Annotated in this window: 15 protein-coding genes; 11 read left to right on the top strand and 4 right to left on the bottom strand. The window is 57.6% G+C overall.

From position 1 onward, the window contains the following. Positions 1-682 precede the first annotated feature (682 nt). The 6 genes from tssI to DU29_RS0103385 all read left to right on the top strand — a co-directional run bounded on the left by tssI (position 683) and on the right by DU29_RS0103385 (position 8,258). Positions 683-2,710 carry a type VI secretion system tip protein TssI/VgrG gene (gene tssI / locus DU29_RS0103410; RefSeq protein ID WP_028620445.1) on the top strand — a complete coding sequence of 676 codons (2,028 nt, stop codon included), beginning with the start codon at positions 683-685 and terminating at the stop codon, positions 2,708-2,710. Beyond that, the gene (locus tag DU29_RS0103405) at positions 2,707-3,555 is read left to right on the top strand and encodes a DUF4123 domain-containing protein (RefSeq protein WP_028620444.1); all 849 of its coding nucleotides are present in this window, start codon (positions 2,707-2,709) and stop codon (positions 3,553-3,555) included. Before tssI ends, DU29_RS0103405 begins: the two co-directional genes overlap by 4 nt. Next, positions 3,552-4,352, top strand: coding sequence for a hypothetical protein (locus DU29_RS0103400; RefSeq protein WP_028620443.1), 801 nt, complete (start codon positions 3,552-3,554; stop codon positions 4,350-4,352). Before DU29_RS0103405 ends, DU29_RS0103400 begins: the two co-directional genes overlap by 4 nt. A gap of 56 nt (positions 4,353-4,408) precedes the next feature. Beyond that, a complete protein-coding gene (locus DU29_RS0103395) occupies positions 4,409-5,221 on the top strand; it encodes a hypothetical protein (RefSeq protein WP_028620442.1) in 813 nt (270 codons plus the stop codon). Next, positions 5,218-7,461 carry a lipase family protein gene (locus DU29_RS0103390; protein ID WP_028620441.1) on the top strand — a complete coding sequence of 748 codons (2,244 nt, stop codon included), beginning with the start codon at positions 5,218-5,220 and terminating at the stop codon, positions 7,459-7,461. Before DU29_RS0103395 ends, DU29_RS0103390 begins: the two co-directional genes overlap by 4 nt. A gap of 407 nt (positions 7,462-7,868) precedes the next feature. Continuing rightward, entirely contained in the window at positions 7,869-8,258 is a 390-nt protein-coding gene (locus tag DU29_RS0103385; RefSeq protein ID WP_028620440.1) for a DUF6124 family protein, read from the top strand. A 206-nt stretch (positions 8,259-8,464) separates the two neighbouring features. Here the strand turns inward: DU29_RS0103385 and DU29_RS0103380 are convergent, their stop codons facing one another. The 3 genes from DU29_RS0103380 to DU29_RS0103370 form a co-directional block, all read right to left on the bottom strand. After that, on the bottom strand, positions 8,465-8,740 hold the full coding sequence (locus tag DU29_RS0103380; protein WP_003213368.1) for an HU family DNA-binding protein: 276 nt from the start codon (positions 8,738-8,740) through the stop codon (positions 8,465-8,467). A gap of 192 nt (positions 8,741-8,932) precedes the next feature. Then, positions 8,933-10,081 carry an NAD(P)/FAD-dependent oxidoreductase gene (locus DU29_RS0103375; RefSeq protein ID WP_028620439.1) on the bottom strand — a complete coding sequence of 383 codons (1,149 nt, stop codon included), beginning with the start codon at positions 10,079-10,081 and terminating at the stop codon, positions 8,933-8,935. Positions 10,082-10,102: 21 nt separating this feature from the next. Next, complete coding sequence (locus DU29_RS0103370) at positions 10,103-10,270, bottom strand: rubredoxin (protein WP_007954349.1); 168 nt, start codon at positions 10,268-10,270, stop codon at positions 10,103-10,105. Between the two features lie 200 nt (positions 10,271-10,470). On the opposite strand from DU29_RS0103370, the gene DU29_RS0103365 reads away from it, so the two are divergent. Beyond that, complete coding sequence (locus tag DU29_RS0103365) at positions 10,471-11,022, top strand: chorismate--pyruvate lyase family protein (protein WP_028620438.1); 552 nt, start codon at positions 10,471-10,473, stop codon at positions 11,020-11,022. Next, on the top strand, positions 11,022-11,912 hold the full coding sequence (gene ubiA, locus DU29_RS0103360) for a 4-hydroxybenzoate octaprenyltransferase (protein WP_028620437.1): 891 nt from the start codon (positions 11,022-11,024) through the stop codon (positions 11,910-11,912). The genes DU29_RS0103365 and ubiA overlap by 1 nt, the downstream gene beginning before the upstream one ends. A 126-nt stretch (positions 11,913-12,038) precedes the next feature. Here ubiA and DU29_RS0103355 read toward each other — a convergent pair whose 3' ends face one another. Beyond that, the gene (locus tag DU29_RS0103355; protein ID WP_028620436.1) at positions 12,039-12,431 is read right to left on the bottom strand and encodes a COG4315 family predicted lipoprotein; all 393 of its coding nucleotides are present in this window, start codon (positions 12,429-12,431) and stop codon (positions 12,039-12,041) included. A gap of 152 nt (positions 12,432-12,583) precedes the next feature. Here DU29_RS0103355 and phoB point away from each other — a divergent pair, with 152 nt between their 5' ends. From phoB to DU29_RS0103340, 3 genes are all read left to right on the top strand, one after another. Beyond that, positions 12,584-13,273 carry a phosphate regulon transcriptional regulator PhoB gene (gene phoB, locus DU29_RS0103350; RefSeq protein ID WP_007896474.1) on the top strand — a complete coding sequence of 230 codons (690 nt, stop codon included), beginning with the start codon at positions 12,584-12,586 and terminating at the stop codon, positions 13,271-13,273. Between the two features lie 81 nt (positions 13,274-13,354). Further along, positions 13,355-14,641, top strand: coding sequence for a phosphate regulon sensor histidine kinase PhoR (gene phoR / locus DU29_RS0103345; RefSeq protein ID WP_236645568.1), 1,287 nt, complete (start codon positions 13,355-13,357; stop codon positions 14,639-14,641). Between the two features lie 123 nt (positions 14,642-14,764). Continuing rightward, positions 14,765-16,105, top strand: coding sequence for a hemolysin family protein (locus tag DU29_RS0103340; protein ID WP_028620434.1), 1,341 nt, complete (start codon positions 14,765-14,767; stop codon positions 16,103-16,105). Positions 16,106-16,343: the final 238 nt, after the last annotated feature.

The following is a 16,343-nucleotide window of genomic DNA, read 5'->3' as shown; positions in this document are numbered from 1 at the left end:
AATTGGAATACAGAGGGCGTGGAAACCGTATCAAGAGCTGCGATGAGTCTCATCCAATTGAGATCGTGCTCTTACAAGTGCGCGCATCGTACTCACGATGATGGCCACTAGCAAGCATCCGATTACATAACAAGACGAAACGCACTTATGTTTGTAAGGGATTCCCTTATATGCCGCAGGGGAATCCCTGAGTGCTACTCCCGATCCGTCAGCCTGACCGAATCCCCCTCTGAAACCCTTGCTCCAGAGCGGTGCAGTCCGCCAACACAGATGATTTGGATTTTCTGGCACCTGAAAACGTGGGAGAGCATGACAAACTCGAAACAAAAAAGAAGTAGGACCGTTCCGAAAATGCGGTATTTCGGGAATAAATTTTAAGTGGCACTTGGCGGACGCCAAATGCCATTAGTTCGATATCACTCAGCCAATCATCACGCTTGATCCCAAAGTCCGTTGCAGACGTCGTTAGTTGCCATCCAGAAAGTTTCTGGACCAACGCCTACAGCACTTTCCTACTTTCGGTTAGAAACTTCCAGTATCAGAAGACTCCGACAAAAGCAGGCGATGTTTCTCACATCAATATATTTCAGGCCTTGATAACTTCCGTCGAAATTCAGCACGCGTGGCTGATCAGGGACGATCGACATCACGCTTAAATCCACGTTGCTTAAGGACAAGCGTAATGTTCAACCCTGTAGCCCCCGCGCTTTTCACTCTGCACATTCCTGGTATTCGACACGACTTCAAAGTGCTGGCTTTCGAAGGCTGCGAAGCCATCAGCACGCTCTATTCCATTCGCGTGGAAGTGGTGAGCGAACACACGGATTTCGATCTGGAATGCCTGCTCGGTCAACCGGCATTTCTGCAGTTCGGTCTTGACCATGAAGGTATCCACGGTCGCATCGAAGACGTGTTGGCAGGAGAACCGGGCAAGCGTCTGACCCGGTACCACCTCTCCCTTGTTCCAGCCCTGCACTACTTGCAGTTCAGTCACGATCAACGGATTTTTCAGAATCTGAGCGTGCCGCAGATCGTGACCCAGGTGCTGCACAAACATGGCATTCATTCGGATGTGTTCACTTTCCATGTCAGCACCAGCGCCAAGCGCGAATATTGCACTCAATATGGGGAAAGCGATTTCGAGTTCATCCAGCGTCTGTGCGCTGAAGACGGGATCGCGTGGCACCATCAGCATTCTCCTGAAATGCATTTGCTGGTGTTCACCGACGACCAGGTATTTTTCCCCACGCTGGCGCCGACGCCTTATCTGCAAGAGGCTGGCATGGTCCCGGACCATCCTGTCATCAACCGCTTCGCCGTGGCGTTCAGCACTCGCACCAGTACAACCACACGCCGCCACTATGACTTCAAACGACCGAGTGCGTTGCTGGAGAGCAGCTTCACCGCCGAGTTCACCCCCGCACTGGAAGACTATGGTTATCCGCTGTGGATGGAGACCGAAAAGCACGGCAAGCGCCTCGCGCGGCTGGCGCTGGAACGTCACCGTCGCGACTATCAATTGGTCCACGGTAAAGGCGATCAGCCGACACTGCGCAGCGGTTACCTGTTCGACCTGATCGAACACCCGCGCGCGGCCTGCAATGACCAGTGGTTGCTGATCAGCGTTCAGCATGAAGGCAAGCAGCCGCAATCGCTGGAAGAAGCCCTGATCAGCGACGAATCCTCCGCCAATAGCTTCACCCAAGGCTACCGCAACAGCTTCAGCGCAATAGGGGCGTACGTGCCCTATCGCCCACCGTTTCCTGAGAGCAAACCCAAACTGGTCTGCCAGACCGCGCGCGTCACCGGACCACCCGGCGAAGAAATTTTTTGCGATGAATTCGGCAGGGTCCGCGTTGAATTCCCATGGGATCGCGCAGAACTCAACAGTGAAAAAAGCAGTTGCTGGTTAAGGGTCGGGACCAGTTTGGCAGGCGAAGGGTTTGGTTCGGTGAGCACCCCGCGCGTCGGCATGGAAGTGATCGTTACATTTGATGAAGGCGACCCGGACAAACCGCTGATTACTGGCTGTGTGCCCAACAAGGTCAACTCTGTCGCGCACCCGTTACCCGAAAACAAAACCAGAACAGTGCTCCGCAGCCAGAGCTCGCCGCGCAACGGCGGCTACAACGAGCTCTCGATCGAGGACCGCGCCGGGCAGGAAAAAATCTATCTGCGCGCGCAACGTGACATCGAGCAACTGATCCTCAACGACAGCCACAGCCTGATCAACAACGACCGCTTCGAGCAGGTCGATCGCAACAGCTCGAGCCTGATCAAGGGCGACGAATTCCACACCACTCAAGGTGCGCGCAGCACGGTAATCGGCGCTGATGAGCTGCTCACTGTCAGCGGCAACAGCAGCATGACGTCTGCCGGTACGCTGGTGATTCAGGCTGGGCAGCAAGTTCATGTCAGCGCCAGCAACGTGGTGATCAATGCGGGCACAAGCCTGACGCTCTCTGCAGGTGGGCATCACATCGTGATCAATGCGGCAGGGATTTTCAGCAGCGTCGCTTTGGTCGAGGGGGGCTCGCCGATGATCGGCGTGCCGCCACTGCAAGCGCGGCAGGCAGAGGCCAGCGAGCCTGCACCTGTCATCGCCAGCCCTATGTCCATCCTAAACAGCGCCCGACAGCGGGCGGCAGATTATTGCCCGCTGTGCGAGGCGTGCCTGGCGGGTCAATGCAGCATTGGAGAAGTCGCATGAACACACTCGAACAGTGGCTGCATGAACAATCCCGCAGCGCGCGGGATCTCTATCTGATGCTCGACAGTGACGGCCAGCTTGACGAGCGCGTGGCATTGGCGAGGGCGTTGGGAGCTGATCAGTACCGCAGTGTTTACTCCGGAACCGTGGCTGGTGCCCTGGCGCCATCCGGACCTTTTCTGTTTCGAGTGGGCAGCGTCAAACATCCCGTCATTCAGGCCCTGCTCGCCACGCCCGAGCGTCACTGGGGCTGGCTGGCCAGTGCCAGCCACGTAGACCTGGACATCCTGACCGGTCACTGGCGCAATCGATTGATAACCGGCGCGCGGCCGAGCCTGGCGGTGTATCGCGTGCACGATAACCGCGTGTTGGGCCGCGCCCTCGCCCACCTGCAACCGGAACAGCGCCCGGGCTTTCTCGGCCCTCTCGCCAGCGTCTGTTACTGGCACGCTGAACAATGGACGGTAGCGGACAACCCTGACCCCGGGGAGCATCCGCTGCCGGACGAGCCGGCGTGGTTACACACGCCAACCCCGGACATGGTTTACGCCAATGTGCAGTTTGATAACACCCGCCGCTACCTGGTTGGCCAGCATACCGAAGCCCTGGCAGCCGTTGCCGCCGTCCTGAATGTGGATGACTGGCTATGGGGTTTGCTTGAACTGGGCCATTTATGGGGTTGGCAGCAGCCGGAGCAGGTCCATTTTATGTTGACCGGATGCCTGCATACACCGGGCTTTCTACCGCCCAAATTCTGGGAGCCGAAACCGGAAGAGGATCCGGCGGCACATTTTGAGAGGGTGAGTCAGCAGGTGATGTCTATGCAAAGGGATGCGCCGGTATGAAGCGCATCGTTATGAGCCTTATCGCTGGCAGTTGTGCAAGCCTCACCGTGGGCTGCTCCGCAACAGGCTCATCCAATACGTTCATCCTCACTGCCGAGTTGCCGGAAAATTTCGCTTATGCGGCACGGGCCAACTATGTGCCGGCCAAAGGTGAAACGTGCACTGTGCCTGGAGGAAGGAACACTCAGATTGGTTTCAACGTTGAGGAATGGCGAACTCAATACAAGCCTGACTCTGAAGTGGAGCTACGCAGAACAGTGAGCGGCTGTCCGCTGGTGCTGTATAGCATTGACTTGAATATTTACGCGAAGTACGGAAAAGACCGAGGCGATTTCGGGAGTGACGTCGGAAAAATTGCGGTGCGACCAACGTTGCCTGAGCGCCTTGAAGAAACTTTTAACGCGATAGGTGAAAGCGAACTGTTCGGGCGGTGTCAGTGGTTGTTTCGCACTTCGGGGAGCTTGCGCCGCATCGTAAAAATACTCAACTGCAAGGAGACCGATGCTCAGGGCAAATTGACCCGAGGTAATCCATTTGCCGCGTATACCTTGGATCAGCTGCCGGGAAAGACTGTGCGTTTGAGGATCAAACAGGCTGACGCGGAAGAGCCTTACATGGGCGATACCTGGATAAAGTTTCCTAATGGCTGGAAGCGTTGCATGGGCAAGAGCTTTGAAGACCAACACGCTTTCTGTTACGGCAACGACCAGGATTTCAGCACTTTCCGTATGCCGGATGGCCGCGACGATTGCACCATTTACCCCGGTTGCACTGAAAACCAGAAGTTGACCCCATGAGCCTTGCGCTACTTCAGCGAGACAGGCCATCCATGGATGGCAAGAGATGCCCACGTATGAAACGCATTGTTAGAAGCCTTATCGCTGGCAGCTTTCTCGCACTTGCCCTCGGCTGCTCCGCTATTGGTAATTCAGTCATCGGTAATTCAGCGACCTTTACTTTGACTGCTGATTTACCTCCAGACTTTTTCTACAAAGCAACCGCGGTATACGTTCCCGCTTCGGGAGAAAAATGCACCGTGCCTGGCGGAAAGGGTACACACGTCGTGTTCAATCGGAAGTGGCGTAAGAACTACCAACAAAACTCTGAAGTTGAGCTGTACAGGACGGTCAGTGGATGTCCGTTGATGCTGTACAGCGTGAACCTGAATGTTTACGCGATCTATGCAGAACACGTTGCTGATTTCGGCATGGACGTCGGCAAAATAGCGGTGCGGCCCACGCTATCTGAGCACCTCAAAGACACCTTCAACGCAACGGGTGAAAGCGAACTGCACGGCCAGTGTCAGTGGTTGTTTCGCACTTCGGGCAGTTTGCGCCGCATCGTCAAAATCCTCGACTGCAAGGACACCGATGCTCAGGGGAAATTGACCCGAGGTAATCCGTTTGCCGCGTATACCCTGGATCAACTGCCGGGTAAGACTGTGCGTTTGAGGATCACACAGGCTGACGTGGAAGAGCCTTTCATGGGCGATACCTGGGTCAAGTTCCCCAATGGCTGGAAGCGTTGCATGGGCGAAAGCTTTGAAGACCAAGATGCGTTTTGCAATGGTAATAACAAGGACTTCAGCACCTTCCGAATGCCGGATGGACGCGACACCTGCACCATTTACCCCAGTTGCACGGAAAACAAGGAGTTGATCCCATGAGCCTTGCACTCTCTAAGCGCGATAGACCCTCCATGGATGGGACAATCTTGGCTTGCCCATTGCGAGAACATTCAACCAGCTTTCAGTTAGTGGACGAATTTGGCAACGGCCAGCCTTACGCGGGACTGGCGTATCAGCTCGTCGATCACGAAGACATTATCTATAGCGGGACGCTGGATGCGACGGGCTCCGGCGAAGTGGTAAATCACTACTGTGGCCCTGTGGAGCTTCGATTGAGTCAACCGTATCGAGGTGTAGAAAAGCCGTACGAGCGTTTGATTGAGCGAAAAGTCTACCCACTTCCCATCACCGAACTACAAGTGCGTGCCGAGAACACTCGCTTCTTTAATAAATCCGGCATGCGTACGCAATCCAATCCTGCACAAGACGCGGCGAATGCAGGGATATTTCACCAAGTGGAAGTGCGTGAACTTGTGGAATACGGAGCGCACCTACCACCTCTGGCCGCACGCCATTTCCGTCCCAACTTCCATGTACTTAAGCTATTTCGACCATTACCCGTTAAAGGCAGCGCTGGCTACAAGCCTGAGCTGGCCAAGCGTTTCGGCCTGCCGCTGATGTCGAACAAGCACCATGTACTCGAAGTGCGCCCATTGCGAGCGTTGCGCCCGATGCTCTCGACGAGTGACGAATTTTGCGCGCTAAACCTCTACCAGCTCGCACTGATGGCAACCTTGAGTTATACCCCGTTTGGCCAGAACCCTGATGAGCAACCGGTGATGAGTGACGCCGTGACCTTTCCGTTGCAACCCAGCAGCGGCAACTGGTTCGGAGACGCTCTGGCCAAAAGCGATGAGATTTGGCAGGTCGCTGCAGATCAAAAACCGAATAACCCGTACTACCCGCTCTATGAAGACGTTCCCTATTCCAAACGTTTGGAAGTCGTACCGTTTGACCCGCAGTTGTACCCTGAACAAAACGATCCAGAGTTGGGAGACTCACAGGAAAACCCCGCCACCGTGCACTTTTTCGACGATACAAATTCATCAAACAACAGTACCGACACCCAGGCTTTCATCACTCATAACGATGAGGTGATCTTGGTCGCCGTACGAGGAACCGCTGGAGGGAGTGATCTGCTCCGTGACATCGATGCCGAGCAGGTACCTATTGAGGCGGGCGACGGAGTTGGACAAGCGCACAGTGGATTTTATGAAGCAGCGCAAGCGGTCCGAGAGTTTGCCACTACCTACCTGGATAAATTCTACAGCGGCCAAAAAATCATCGTCACCGGCCACAGCCTGGGCGGAGCCATTGCATTGCTGTTGGCTGAAATGTTGCGGCGGCGGGAAGGTTTTACTTATGACCCACTGCTCTACACCTACGGCGCTCCACGTGCCGCCGACCAGACCTTCGTAGAGGGTGCCGGTGGACTAACCCACCATCGCATGGTCAATTTCAACGACCCGATTCCCAGTGTTCCGGGCATTGGCATGGACACTAAATTGAAAGTGTATGGCGCAGGTCTCGCCGTCAGCTTTGTTAATGCTCCGCTGGGTATTTCGATATTTTTCGCCGGGATCGCCAATCTCAGCGGCGCAGCTTATGCGCATCACGGCACGCTACATCACTTTATGCCGATGAGACTTGAGGACGGTCGTCTGTCGCAGATCCTCTGGGACCCGGGCTGCGATGCCATTCTTAATAAAGCCTGCAATGAAATACTCCAGCAAAAAAACGGCCTGCCCACCCATCGTGCTTTCGAGCCAAGCCTTTACGTTCACAACCACTTCATGGTCGGCGGTTACATCCCCAACAGCTGGGCCGTGCTGCGTCGCTGCCAGGAATCTCTGGAGACGGGGCGGGAGCTGGTGACCACTCGTGAATTCGAATGGGTTAACAACGCCTTGCGAAGCATGCAATGGCAGCTGGAGAAATCCGACCGTGAAGCCCGTCCTGATGCCTATCGACGAACCAATGAAAACAACCTGAGGCCGCTCAGAGACGAAATTGGCAAGCTGCAAATAACGCGTGTTCGTCTGGAAAAGCTGCATGGCGAAAGAGCTACCGTGAGCAAGGTTTACGGGCAAGCTGCAAACCACCCGGAATTTCTCTCAGAGAACCTGCCGCGCTGGAAGGCCCACCCGGAAAATACCGCGGAAGAACAACTCGCCATGGCCCCGCCGCCCACATTGCGCGATGACGAAGCCATTAGCGCCATTCTGGAAGGGCGCGCGCCGGGCACTGGCGCAGCGTTTGATCTGGATTCCTACTCATGAATTGACCTCATGCTGGGATCAAAGAGTGCTGTCTCGCCGCAGTTTAAACGGCGCTCAATCATGCTCGTTTAAAACGACCCAGAGTTACGTCCTGAGAGCTACAACACCTTGCGTCGTTGCCTACAGCTACGCCAGAATCCGCCGGCTTGTGCGCTTTGGGGCTGGTCGGTAACTTGGTTCCTGTCACTGATCCTCAGTGATCGGGTTTAGTCGCCCGCTGGAATTGAAGTTGTACGAGCGACCGTCAAGCAGGCAGTTTCACTCCTGCATTTTGATGGTGGCTGTGCGCAGGGCACCTTCGGGTGCGCCGGCTTCTTCAATTCCCCGGTCCGACTAACCTGCGTACAGCCGCCACCCTTCGTTTAGTCGGCGAAGTGTAGGTAGCATCACTTCGGGAATTGAAGAGCATGTTCAAAGTCACCCCAAACCCGCCCGACCCAGTCTCTCCCTACGAAAGCACCGACCCCACCAAACTCAACGCCGCCGCCGAGCGCGCCCTCGACCATCACTTCCCGCCCGCCGAAGCAAAATCGCCAAAAACTGACGGCCAGCTCTTCAGCGTGTGCCCGAACATCAACACCGAAACCCTGCTCGCCAATGCCTCGGAAGACCTGTTGTCCATCAGCGCCATCGCCGCCGGTCTTGCCGACGACGTGGACGGTTCTCGCCGTTCCGTAGCCCTGGCGCTCAGCCGCATGGCTGACGGCGTTCGGTTGTTGGTAGAGCGAGCGCTGGATCATTTGAATGAGCCGGAGATGGCGGCCATTTTCGCCAGGCAACAAAGCCGGGACGGGTGACGGGCGGGACCCAGCTTGCTGACGATGCGGCGTAAGCATCCAGGCTCATGTGCCCGACAGACCGCATCGCCGGCAAGCCGGCTCCTACAGATTCGTGCGTTACACCGATCAGCATCATTTTCGCCAGCCACAAAAAATGGGCACCCAACCCGGTTGGCGTGCCCATTTTTTATTCCGCTGCCGCGCAAGGCGGGCCGGAGTCTCGATTACGGATTAACACTGTCCTTCAACGACTTGCCAGGCTTGAACGCAACGGTATTGCTGGCCTTGATTTTGACTGGCTCACCGGTCTGTGGGTTTTTGCCGGTACGGGCGCCGCGGTGGCGTTGCAGGAAGGTGCCGAAGCCGACCAGTGTCACGCTGTCCTTGCGGTGCAGGGCGCCGGTGATTTCTTCGAGGACGGCGTTGAGAACGCGGTTGGCTTGTTCTTTGGTGAGATCTGCTTTTTCAGCAATGGCGGCGGCGAGTTCTGGTTTACGCATATATGAAGCCCCTTTGACGGTTTTTTGTTGTTATGTCCGTGCTGTCCTCGTTGGGACAGCGACCAAAGCGCCGCAGGTGCTCTACTCTGCGGCAGACGGGGATGAGGATGGCATGCAGCGAGGTGCCGCGCCAGTCTCGGCGCGACCTTTGTGAGGGCAAAAGAGGGGTGATTCCGACAGAACGACCTGTATTTACGCCAGCAAGGCTGGAAGCTGTTTATTCAGGGCCAATTTTTCCATCACAGCCGTGCCAGTCAGGGCATAACCCAGTAATTGGCCCGTGGCATCGCGGCATAAAACCTTGATGTCAACGCCCTGCCCTTCAACGCTCCAGACACCTTCCACGCCCCGTGGCGGCGGAGACACCACCAGTGGGCAGACCGGGGTTTTCACTGTGATCGGCATCGGGCCGTAGCTGACCGCCGTTGGATTGCCGGCGAGGGTTTGCGCCAGTGCTCTCGCACAACTCATCAGGGGCATTACGTACAAAAGATTCAGCCCATCGACCTCGGCACAATCGCCCAAGGCATAGATATTGGCGTGCGAGGTTTGCAAGTGACGGTCGACCATTACGCCGCGATTGATCTGCAAACCGGCGGCCGCCGCCAGATCAATGCGCGGACGCAGGCCGATCGCGGAAACCACCACGTCGCAGGGGATCACCTGCCCATCGGACAGATGCGCTTCCAGGCCATCAGCAACACGCTGCAATCGATTGAGTACCGGGCCGAGATGGAACCGCGCACCCAGGCTTTCCAGCCCGGCCTGAACAGCAGCGGCCGCCGCCGGGTGCAGCAAGGTCGGCATCACCTGTTCACACGGCGCAACCAGTTGCACCTCGTAGCCACCGAGGATCAGGTCGTTGGCAAACTCACAGCCAATCAGCCCCGCGCCCAGCACCAGAACCCGACGCTTGCCCGCCGCTGCTGCACGGAAGCGTGCGTAATCTTCGAGGTCGTTGATCGGGAACACCGCGTCGGCCGCATCGCCTTCGATCGGCACGCGCACGGTTTCGGCGCCCCACGCCAGGATCAGGTCGCGATAAATCACCGACTCTTCGCCGATCCACAAGCGCTTATGGCCCGGGTCGATGCCGCTGATGCGCGTATGGGTGCGCACTTCGGCTTTCAATTGTTCGGCCATGGCGCCGGGTTCGGCCATGCTCAAGCCGTCGGCATCCTTGTTTTTGCCGAACCCGGTGGAGAGCATCGGTTTGGAGTAAGAACGCCCGTCATCGGCGGTAATCAGCAGCAGCGGGGTTTCGCCATCAAGTTTGCGAAACTCCCGGGCCAGGTTGTAACCCGCCAGGCCAGTGCCGATGATCACGACAGGTGCGTTCATGCCTTACTCCCTTTTAAAGTCTTAGTTGATTTCGATCATTTCGAAATCCATCTTGCCGACGCCGCAGTCCGGGCACAGCCAGTCTTCCGGTACGTCTTGCCACAGGGTGCCCGGCGCAATGCCGTCATCCGGCCAGCCGTCAGCTTCGTTATAGATGAGGCCGCAGACTACACATTGCCACTTTTTCATTCAGGTACATCCTCAGGATTCAGACTATTACCGGCGCGAACGGTCGATGGGTGCAGCGTTGCCGTCCGGCTCAGGGCGTTTTGTACTGATCGGACCCGGCAGATGCAAGCCTGTTCAACGCAATGGCCGGCTGGATCAATCAAAATCGCCGAGTGACATGGTAAGCTCGCCGCCTCATTTGCTGCCAATAATGACTCATTGTGCATCACTCAAACGCCCCACTCTGGCTGCCTCAAAGCCAACTGACACCCCTCCCCGATGCCCCGACGCTGGACTGGCTGTTCGACGAAGGTTCGCTGACGCGTCGGCTGACCGGCCTGTCCAATGACGCGTTCAGCGTCACGCCCCTGTTCGAAGGCTGGCAACCGCTGCGCGACGACGAATGCGCGGCGCTGGGCCTGGCTGAAGGCAGTGAAGGCTGGGTGCGCGAGGTGTATTTGCGCGGCCACGGTGAGCCTTGGGTCTTCGCCCGCAGCGTGGCGTCGCGCAGCGCATTGCAGGGCGATGGTTTGCACATGGATGAACTGGGCAGTCGGTCGCTGGGCGAGTTGCTGTTTTGCGACCGGGCGTTTCATCGTCGGGCCATCGAAGTGTGTCACTACCCTGAGCAATGGCTGCCGAGCGAATGCCGAGCCGCTGATCTGTGGGGCCGACGCTCGCGATTCGACCGCGGCGCGTTGAGCGTTCTGGTAGCCGAGATTTTCCTGCCGACCCTGTGGCTCGCCGCTCGCGCGCATCCGGAGAATTGCTGATGTACCAAAGCCTGCTCAAGTCCCTCAATCGCCTGAATCCACGCGCCTGGGATTTTATTCAGTTGACGCGCATGGACAAGCCGATCGGCATTTACCTACTGCTGTGGCCGACCTTATGGGCGTTGTGGATTGCCGGTGAAGGCTCGCCGTCGATGGCCAACATCGTGATTTTCGTGCTCGGCGTTGTGCTGACCCGTGCCGGTGGGTGCGTGATCAATGACTGGGCGGATCGCAAGGTCGATGGCCATGTGAAGCGTACGGAACAGCGGCCATTGGTGAGCGGCCGGATCAGTTCCAAAGAAGCCTTGGTGTTTTTCGCGCTGCTGATGGGCGTGAGTTTCGTGCTAGTGCTGTGCACCAACGCCACGACGATCTGGCTGTCGCTGGGCGGCTTGGCGCTGGCCTTCAGTTACCCGTTCATGAAGCGCTACACCTATTACCCGCAAGTGGTATTGGGTGCAGCGTTTTCCTGGGGGATGCCGATGGCGTTCACCGCCGAAACCGGGGAACTGCCGGCGGCAGCGTGGTTGCTGTACATCGCCAACCTGTTGTGGACGGTGGGCTACGACACCTATTACGCAATGACCGACCGCGATGACGACTTGAAGATCGGCGTGAAATCCACGGCGATTCTGTTTGGCGAGGCGGACCGGGTGATCATTCTGACCTTGCAAGGGCTGGCGCTGGGTTGTCTGCTGCTGGCGGGGTCGCAGTTCGAACTGGGCGGCTGGTTCCACCTGGGTTTGCTGGCAGCGGCAGGCTGCTTTGCCTGGGAGTTCTGGTACACCCGCGGCAAAGACCGGATGCGTTGCTTCAAGGCGTTTTTGCACAATCACTGGGCCGGATTGGCGATTTTCGTCGGGATTGTGCTGGATTACGCGTTGCGCTGAGGCCGCCGTAACACCTTGTAGGAGCCGGCTTGCTGGCGATCGGTTTAGAAGGCAACGCGTTTTCCAGACAGATGCGCGTCATCGTTCACGTCCATCGCCAGCAAGCCGGCTCCTACAAATTGGCACTTACATTTTTGCGCCGGTGTTGGTGATGATGTGCCACTTGTCCATTTTCTTGTCGCCTGTCTTGTCGCCCGGCTTCTTGTCTTGAACGAAGTAGTACAGCGGCTTTCCGTCGTATGCCCACTGCATCTTGCCGTCGTCACGCGTGATAGTCGTCCACTTGCCTTCGGGCTTGTCTGATTCAGTCGCCATCAGGGGCGGCCAGTTTTCTGCACATTTGCCGGTACACGCCGACTTGCCGCCCGTGTCGTTGTCGAAGGTGTACAGCGCCATGCCTTTGTGGTCTACCAACATGCCGTCTTTAACCATGCCCGGTTCTTCAGCAAAGGCCATCGTCGGCAGCGTTAGCGCAGCCGCCAGCATTAAAGCCTTGCAGGATTGAGCGATGTGCTTCATGGAAACCTTCCTTTTGTGGTTGTCAGGATTCGGACTTAGAGCTTAGTTCAGGATCCCTGCAAACGCTGGGCGACTAAAATACTGTCACACGACTGCAATAATTCCGTTATCTAATGCGGCGCAAGACAGTTAAATGACAAGAGGATTAACGCATGGTTGGCAGGAGCATTCTGATCGTCGACGACGAGGCGCCCATCCGCGAAATGATCGCCGTTGCGTTGGAAATGGCTGGCTATGACTGCCTGGAAGCCGAGAACTCGCAACAGGCTCACGCGATCATCGTCGACCGCAAGCCAGACCTGATTCTGCTCGACTGGATGCTGCCTGGCACGTCCGGCATCGAACTGGCGCGCCGCCTCAAGCGTGATGAGCTGACCGGGGACATCCCGATCATCATGCTCACGGCCAAGGGCGAAGAAGACAACAAGATTCAGGGTCTGGAAGTCGGTGCGGACGATTACATCACCAAACCGTTCTCCCCTCGCGAACTGGTCGCGCGCCTCAAAGCCGTGCTGCGCCGTGCTGGCCCGACCGATGGCGAAGCGCCGATTGAAGTGGGCGGCCTGCTGCTGGACCCGATCAGCCACCGCGTGACCATCGACGGCAAACCTGCCGAGATGGGCCCGACCGAATATCGCCTGCTGCAGTTTTTCATGACCCACCAGGAGCGCGCCTACACCCGTGGGCAGTTGCTGGACCAGGTCTGGGGCGGCAATGTATATGTCGAGGAGCGCACCGTCGACGTGCACATCCGTCGTCTGCGCAAAGCCCTCGGCGATGCTTACGAAAATCTGGTACAAACCGTTCGCGGCACCGGCTATCGGTTTTCCACCAAAGCCTGATCCACCTATTCACCGCCCGACGAGCTGACAAGGACGCGCGTACACGTGAACCAAAACTGGCATGGCATCCTGATTCGCCACATGCTGTTGCTGGTCACCGTCTGCCTGGTGATCGGCCTGTTGACGGGCTATTACGGCTGGAGTCTCGCTGCGGGGCTGGGCCTTTATCTGGCCTGGACCCTCAAGCAATTGCTGCGGCTGCACGAATGGCTGCGCCTGCACAAACCCGATGAAGCACCGCCAGATGGCTACGGCCTGTGGGGCGAGGTATTCGACAGCATCTATCATCTGCAACGCCGCGACCAACGCGTGCGCGGGCGTCTGCAAGCGGTGATCGATCGGGTCCAGGAATCGACCGCTGCGCTCAAAGACGCAGTGATCATGCTCGACAGCGATGGCAACCTGGAATGGTGGAACCGCGCGGCAGAAACCTTGCTCGGGCTCAAAACCCCGCAGGACAGCGGCCAACCGGTGACCAATCTGGTACGCCACCCGCGCTTCAAGGAATATTTCGAGCAGGACAACTACGCCGAGCCGCTGGAAATCCCCTCGCCGACCAACGATCGCGTGCGCATTCAGCTGTACATCACCCGCTACGGCAACAACGAGCATTTGATGCTGGTGCGCGACGTGACGCGCATCCATCAGCTGGAGCAGATGCGCAAGGACTTCATTGCCAACGTCTCCCACGAATTGCGAACGCCGCTGACGGTGATCTGCGGCTATCTGGAAACCCTGCTCGACAACGTCGAGGAAGTGAACCCGCGCTGGACCCGCGCCCTGCAGCAGATGCAGCAGCAAGGCGGGCGCATGCAGACGCTGCTCAACGACCTGTTGCTGCTGGCCAAACTGGAAGCCACCGATTACCCGTCGGACAACCAGCCGATCGCCATCGACGGCTTGCTGCAGTCGATCAAAAGCGACGCTCAGCAGTTGTCCGGTCAGAAGAACCAGCACATCACACTGGAAGCCAATCCGACGATTCTGCTCAAGGGCAGCGAAGCGGAATTGCGCAGCGCATTTTCCAACCTGGTGTTCAACGCTGTGAAGTACACGCCGGCTGAAGGCAATATCCGCATCCGCTGGTGGGGCGACGAGCAAGGGGCGCACTTGAGCGTGCAGGACTCGGGCATCGGCATCGACAGCAAACACCTGCCGCGCCTGACCGAGCGTTTCTACCGCGTTGACTCCAGCCGCAATTCCAACACTGGCGGCACGGGCCTTGGCCTGGCGATCGTCAAACACGTGCTGTTACGCCACCGAGCACGCATGGAAATCAGCAGCGTGCCGGGCCACGGCAGTACGTTCACCTGCCATTTCGCGCCGGCCCAAGTGAGCAAATCCCTGGTGATCAGCCCGATCGATTGATACCGGCGAGCACTCGCCACTAGGCAATCGCCGAGTCAGCCGCTACATTGGCTGACTTGTGCCTGCCTTTCAGGCACCGCATCAATCCCCTTTTCGAATACACGGAACCCGCAAAACTCCATCATGGACCCTTCCCCTGGCTTGACCCTCGCGACACTTTTCGCCGATTTCGGCATGATTCTTTTTGCTCTGATCCTGGTTTTGCTCAACGGCTTTTTCGTTGCGGCGGAATTCGCCATGGTCAAATTGCGCTCGACCCGGGTCGAGGCCATCGCTGAGAAAAACGGCTGGCGCGGGCACATCCTGCGCACCGTGCACAGTCAGCTCGATGCCTACCTGTCGGCGTGCCAATTGGGCATCACCCTCGCCTCGCTGGGCCTGGGCTGGGTGGGTGAGCCGGCGTTCGCGCACATTCTCGAGCCCGTCCTGAGCGCGGCGGGCGTGGAATCTGCCGAAGTGGTCAAGGGCGTGTCGTTCTTCACCGCCTTCTTCATCATTTCGTACCTGCACATCGTGATCGGTGAGCTCGCGCCAAAGTCCTGGGCCATCCGCAAACCCGAGCTGCTGTCGCTCTGGACCGCCGTGCCGCTGTACCTGTTCTACTGGGCGATGTACCCGGCCATTTACCTGCTCAACGCCAGCGCCAATGCGATCCTGCGGATTGCCGGCCAGGGTGAACCCGGCCCGCATCACGAGCACCATTACAGCCGTGAAGAATTGAAACTGATCCTGCACTCCAGCCGTGGCCAGGACCCCAGCGACCAAGGCATGCGTGTGCTGGCGTCAGCGGTGGAGATGGGCGAACTGGAGGTGGTCGACTGGGCCAATTCCCGCGAAGACCTGGTGATGCTCGAATTCAACGCACCGCTCAAGGAAATCCTGGCGATGTTCCGTCGCCACAAGTTCAGCCGCTATCCGGTCTACGACAGCGACACGCAAGAGTTCGTCGGCCTGTTGCACATCAAGGATCTGCTGCTGGAACTGGCCGCGCTGGACCACATTCCCGAGTCCTTCAACCTCGCCGAACTGACCCGGCCGCTGGAGCGGGTATCGCGACACATGCCTTTGTCCCAACTGCTCGAGCAGTTCCGCAAGGGCGGCTCGCACTTCGCGCTGGTTGAAGAGGCCGATGGCAATATCATCGGCTACCTGACCATGGAAGATGTGCTGGAAGTGCTGGTTGGCGACATTCAGGACGAACACCGCAAGGCCGAGCGCGGGATCCTCGCTTATCAGCCGGGCAAATTGCTGGTTCGCGGTGATACGCCGCTGTTCAAGGTCGAGCGCCTGCTGGGCATTGACCTGGACCATGTGGAAGCCGAAACCCTGGCGGGGCTTGTCTACGACAGCCTCAAGCGCGTACCGGAAGAAGAGGAAGTGCTGGAAGTCGAAGGTTTGCGCATCATCATCAAGAAGATGAAAGGGCCGAAGATTGTATTGGCGAAGGTGTTGATGCTGGATTGATACGCGAAGCAACAAGATTGTTGATGGCAGAGGATTTATGGTGAGCGATAAATCTGTGGCTGAGGACTTATCTGTGGCTAGAGAGACTTATCTGTGGCTAGAGAGACTCATCTGTGGCGAGGGGATTTATCCCCGTTGTATTCAAAGAATTGGGACAGCTTCGCCGTCCAACGGGGATAAATCCCCTCACCACAGATATATCCCTTACCACAGATGTATCTCCCCTCCACAGGTGATC

The organism is Pseudomonas sp. Ant30-3 (genome assembly GCF_000690905.1).
Taxonomy (GTDB): Bacteria; Pseudomonadota; Gammaproteobacteria; order Pseudomonadales; family Pseudomonadaceae; genus Aquipseudomonas.
This window is presented reverse-complemented; position numbering and strand designations above follow the sequence as displayed.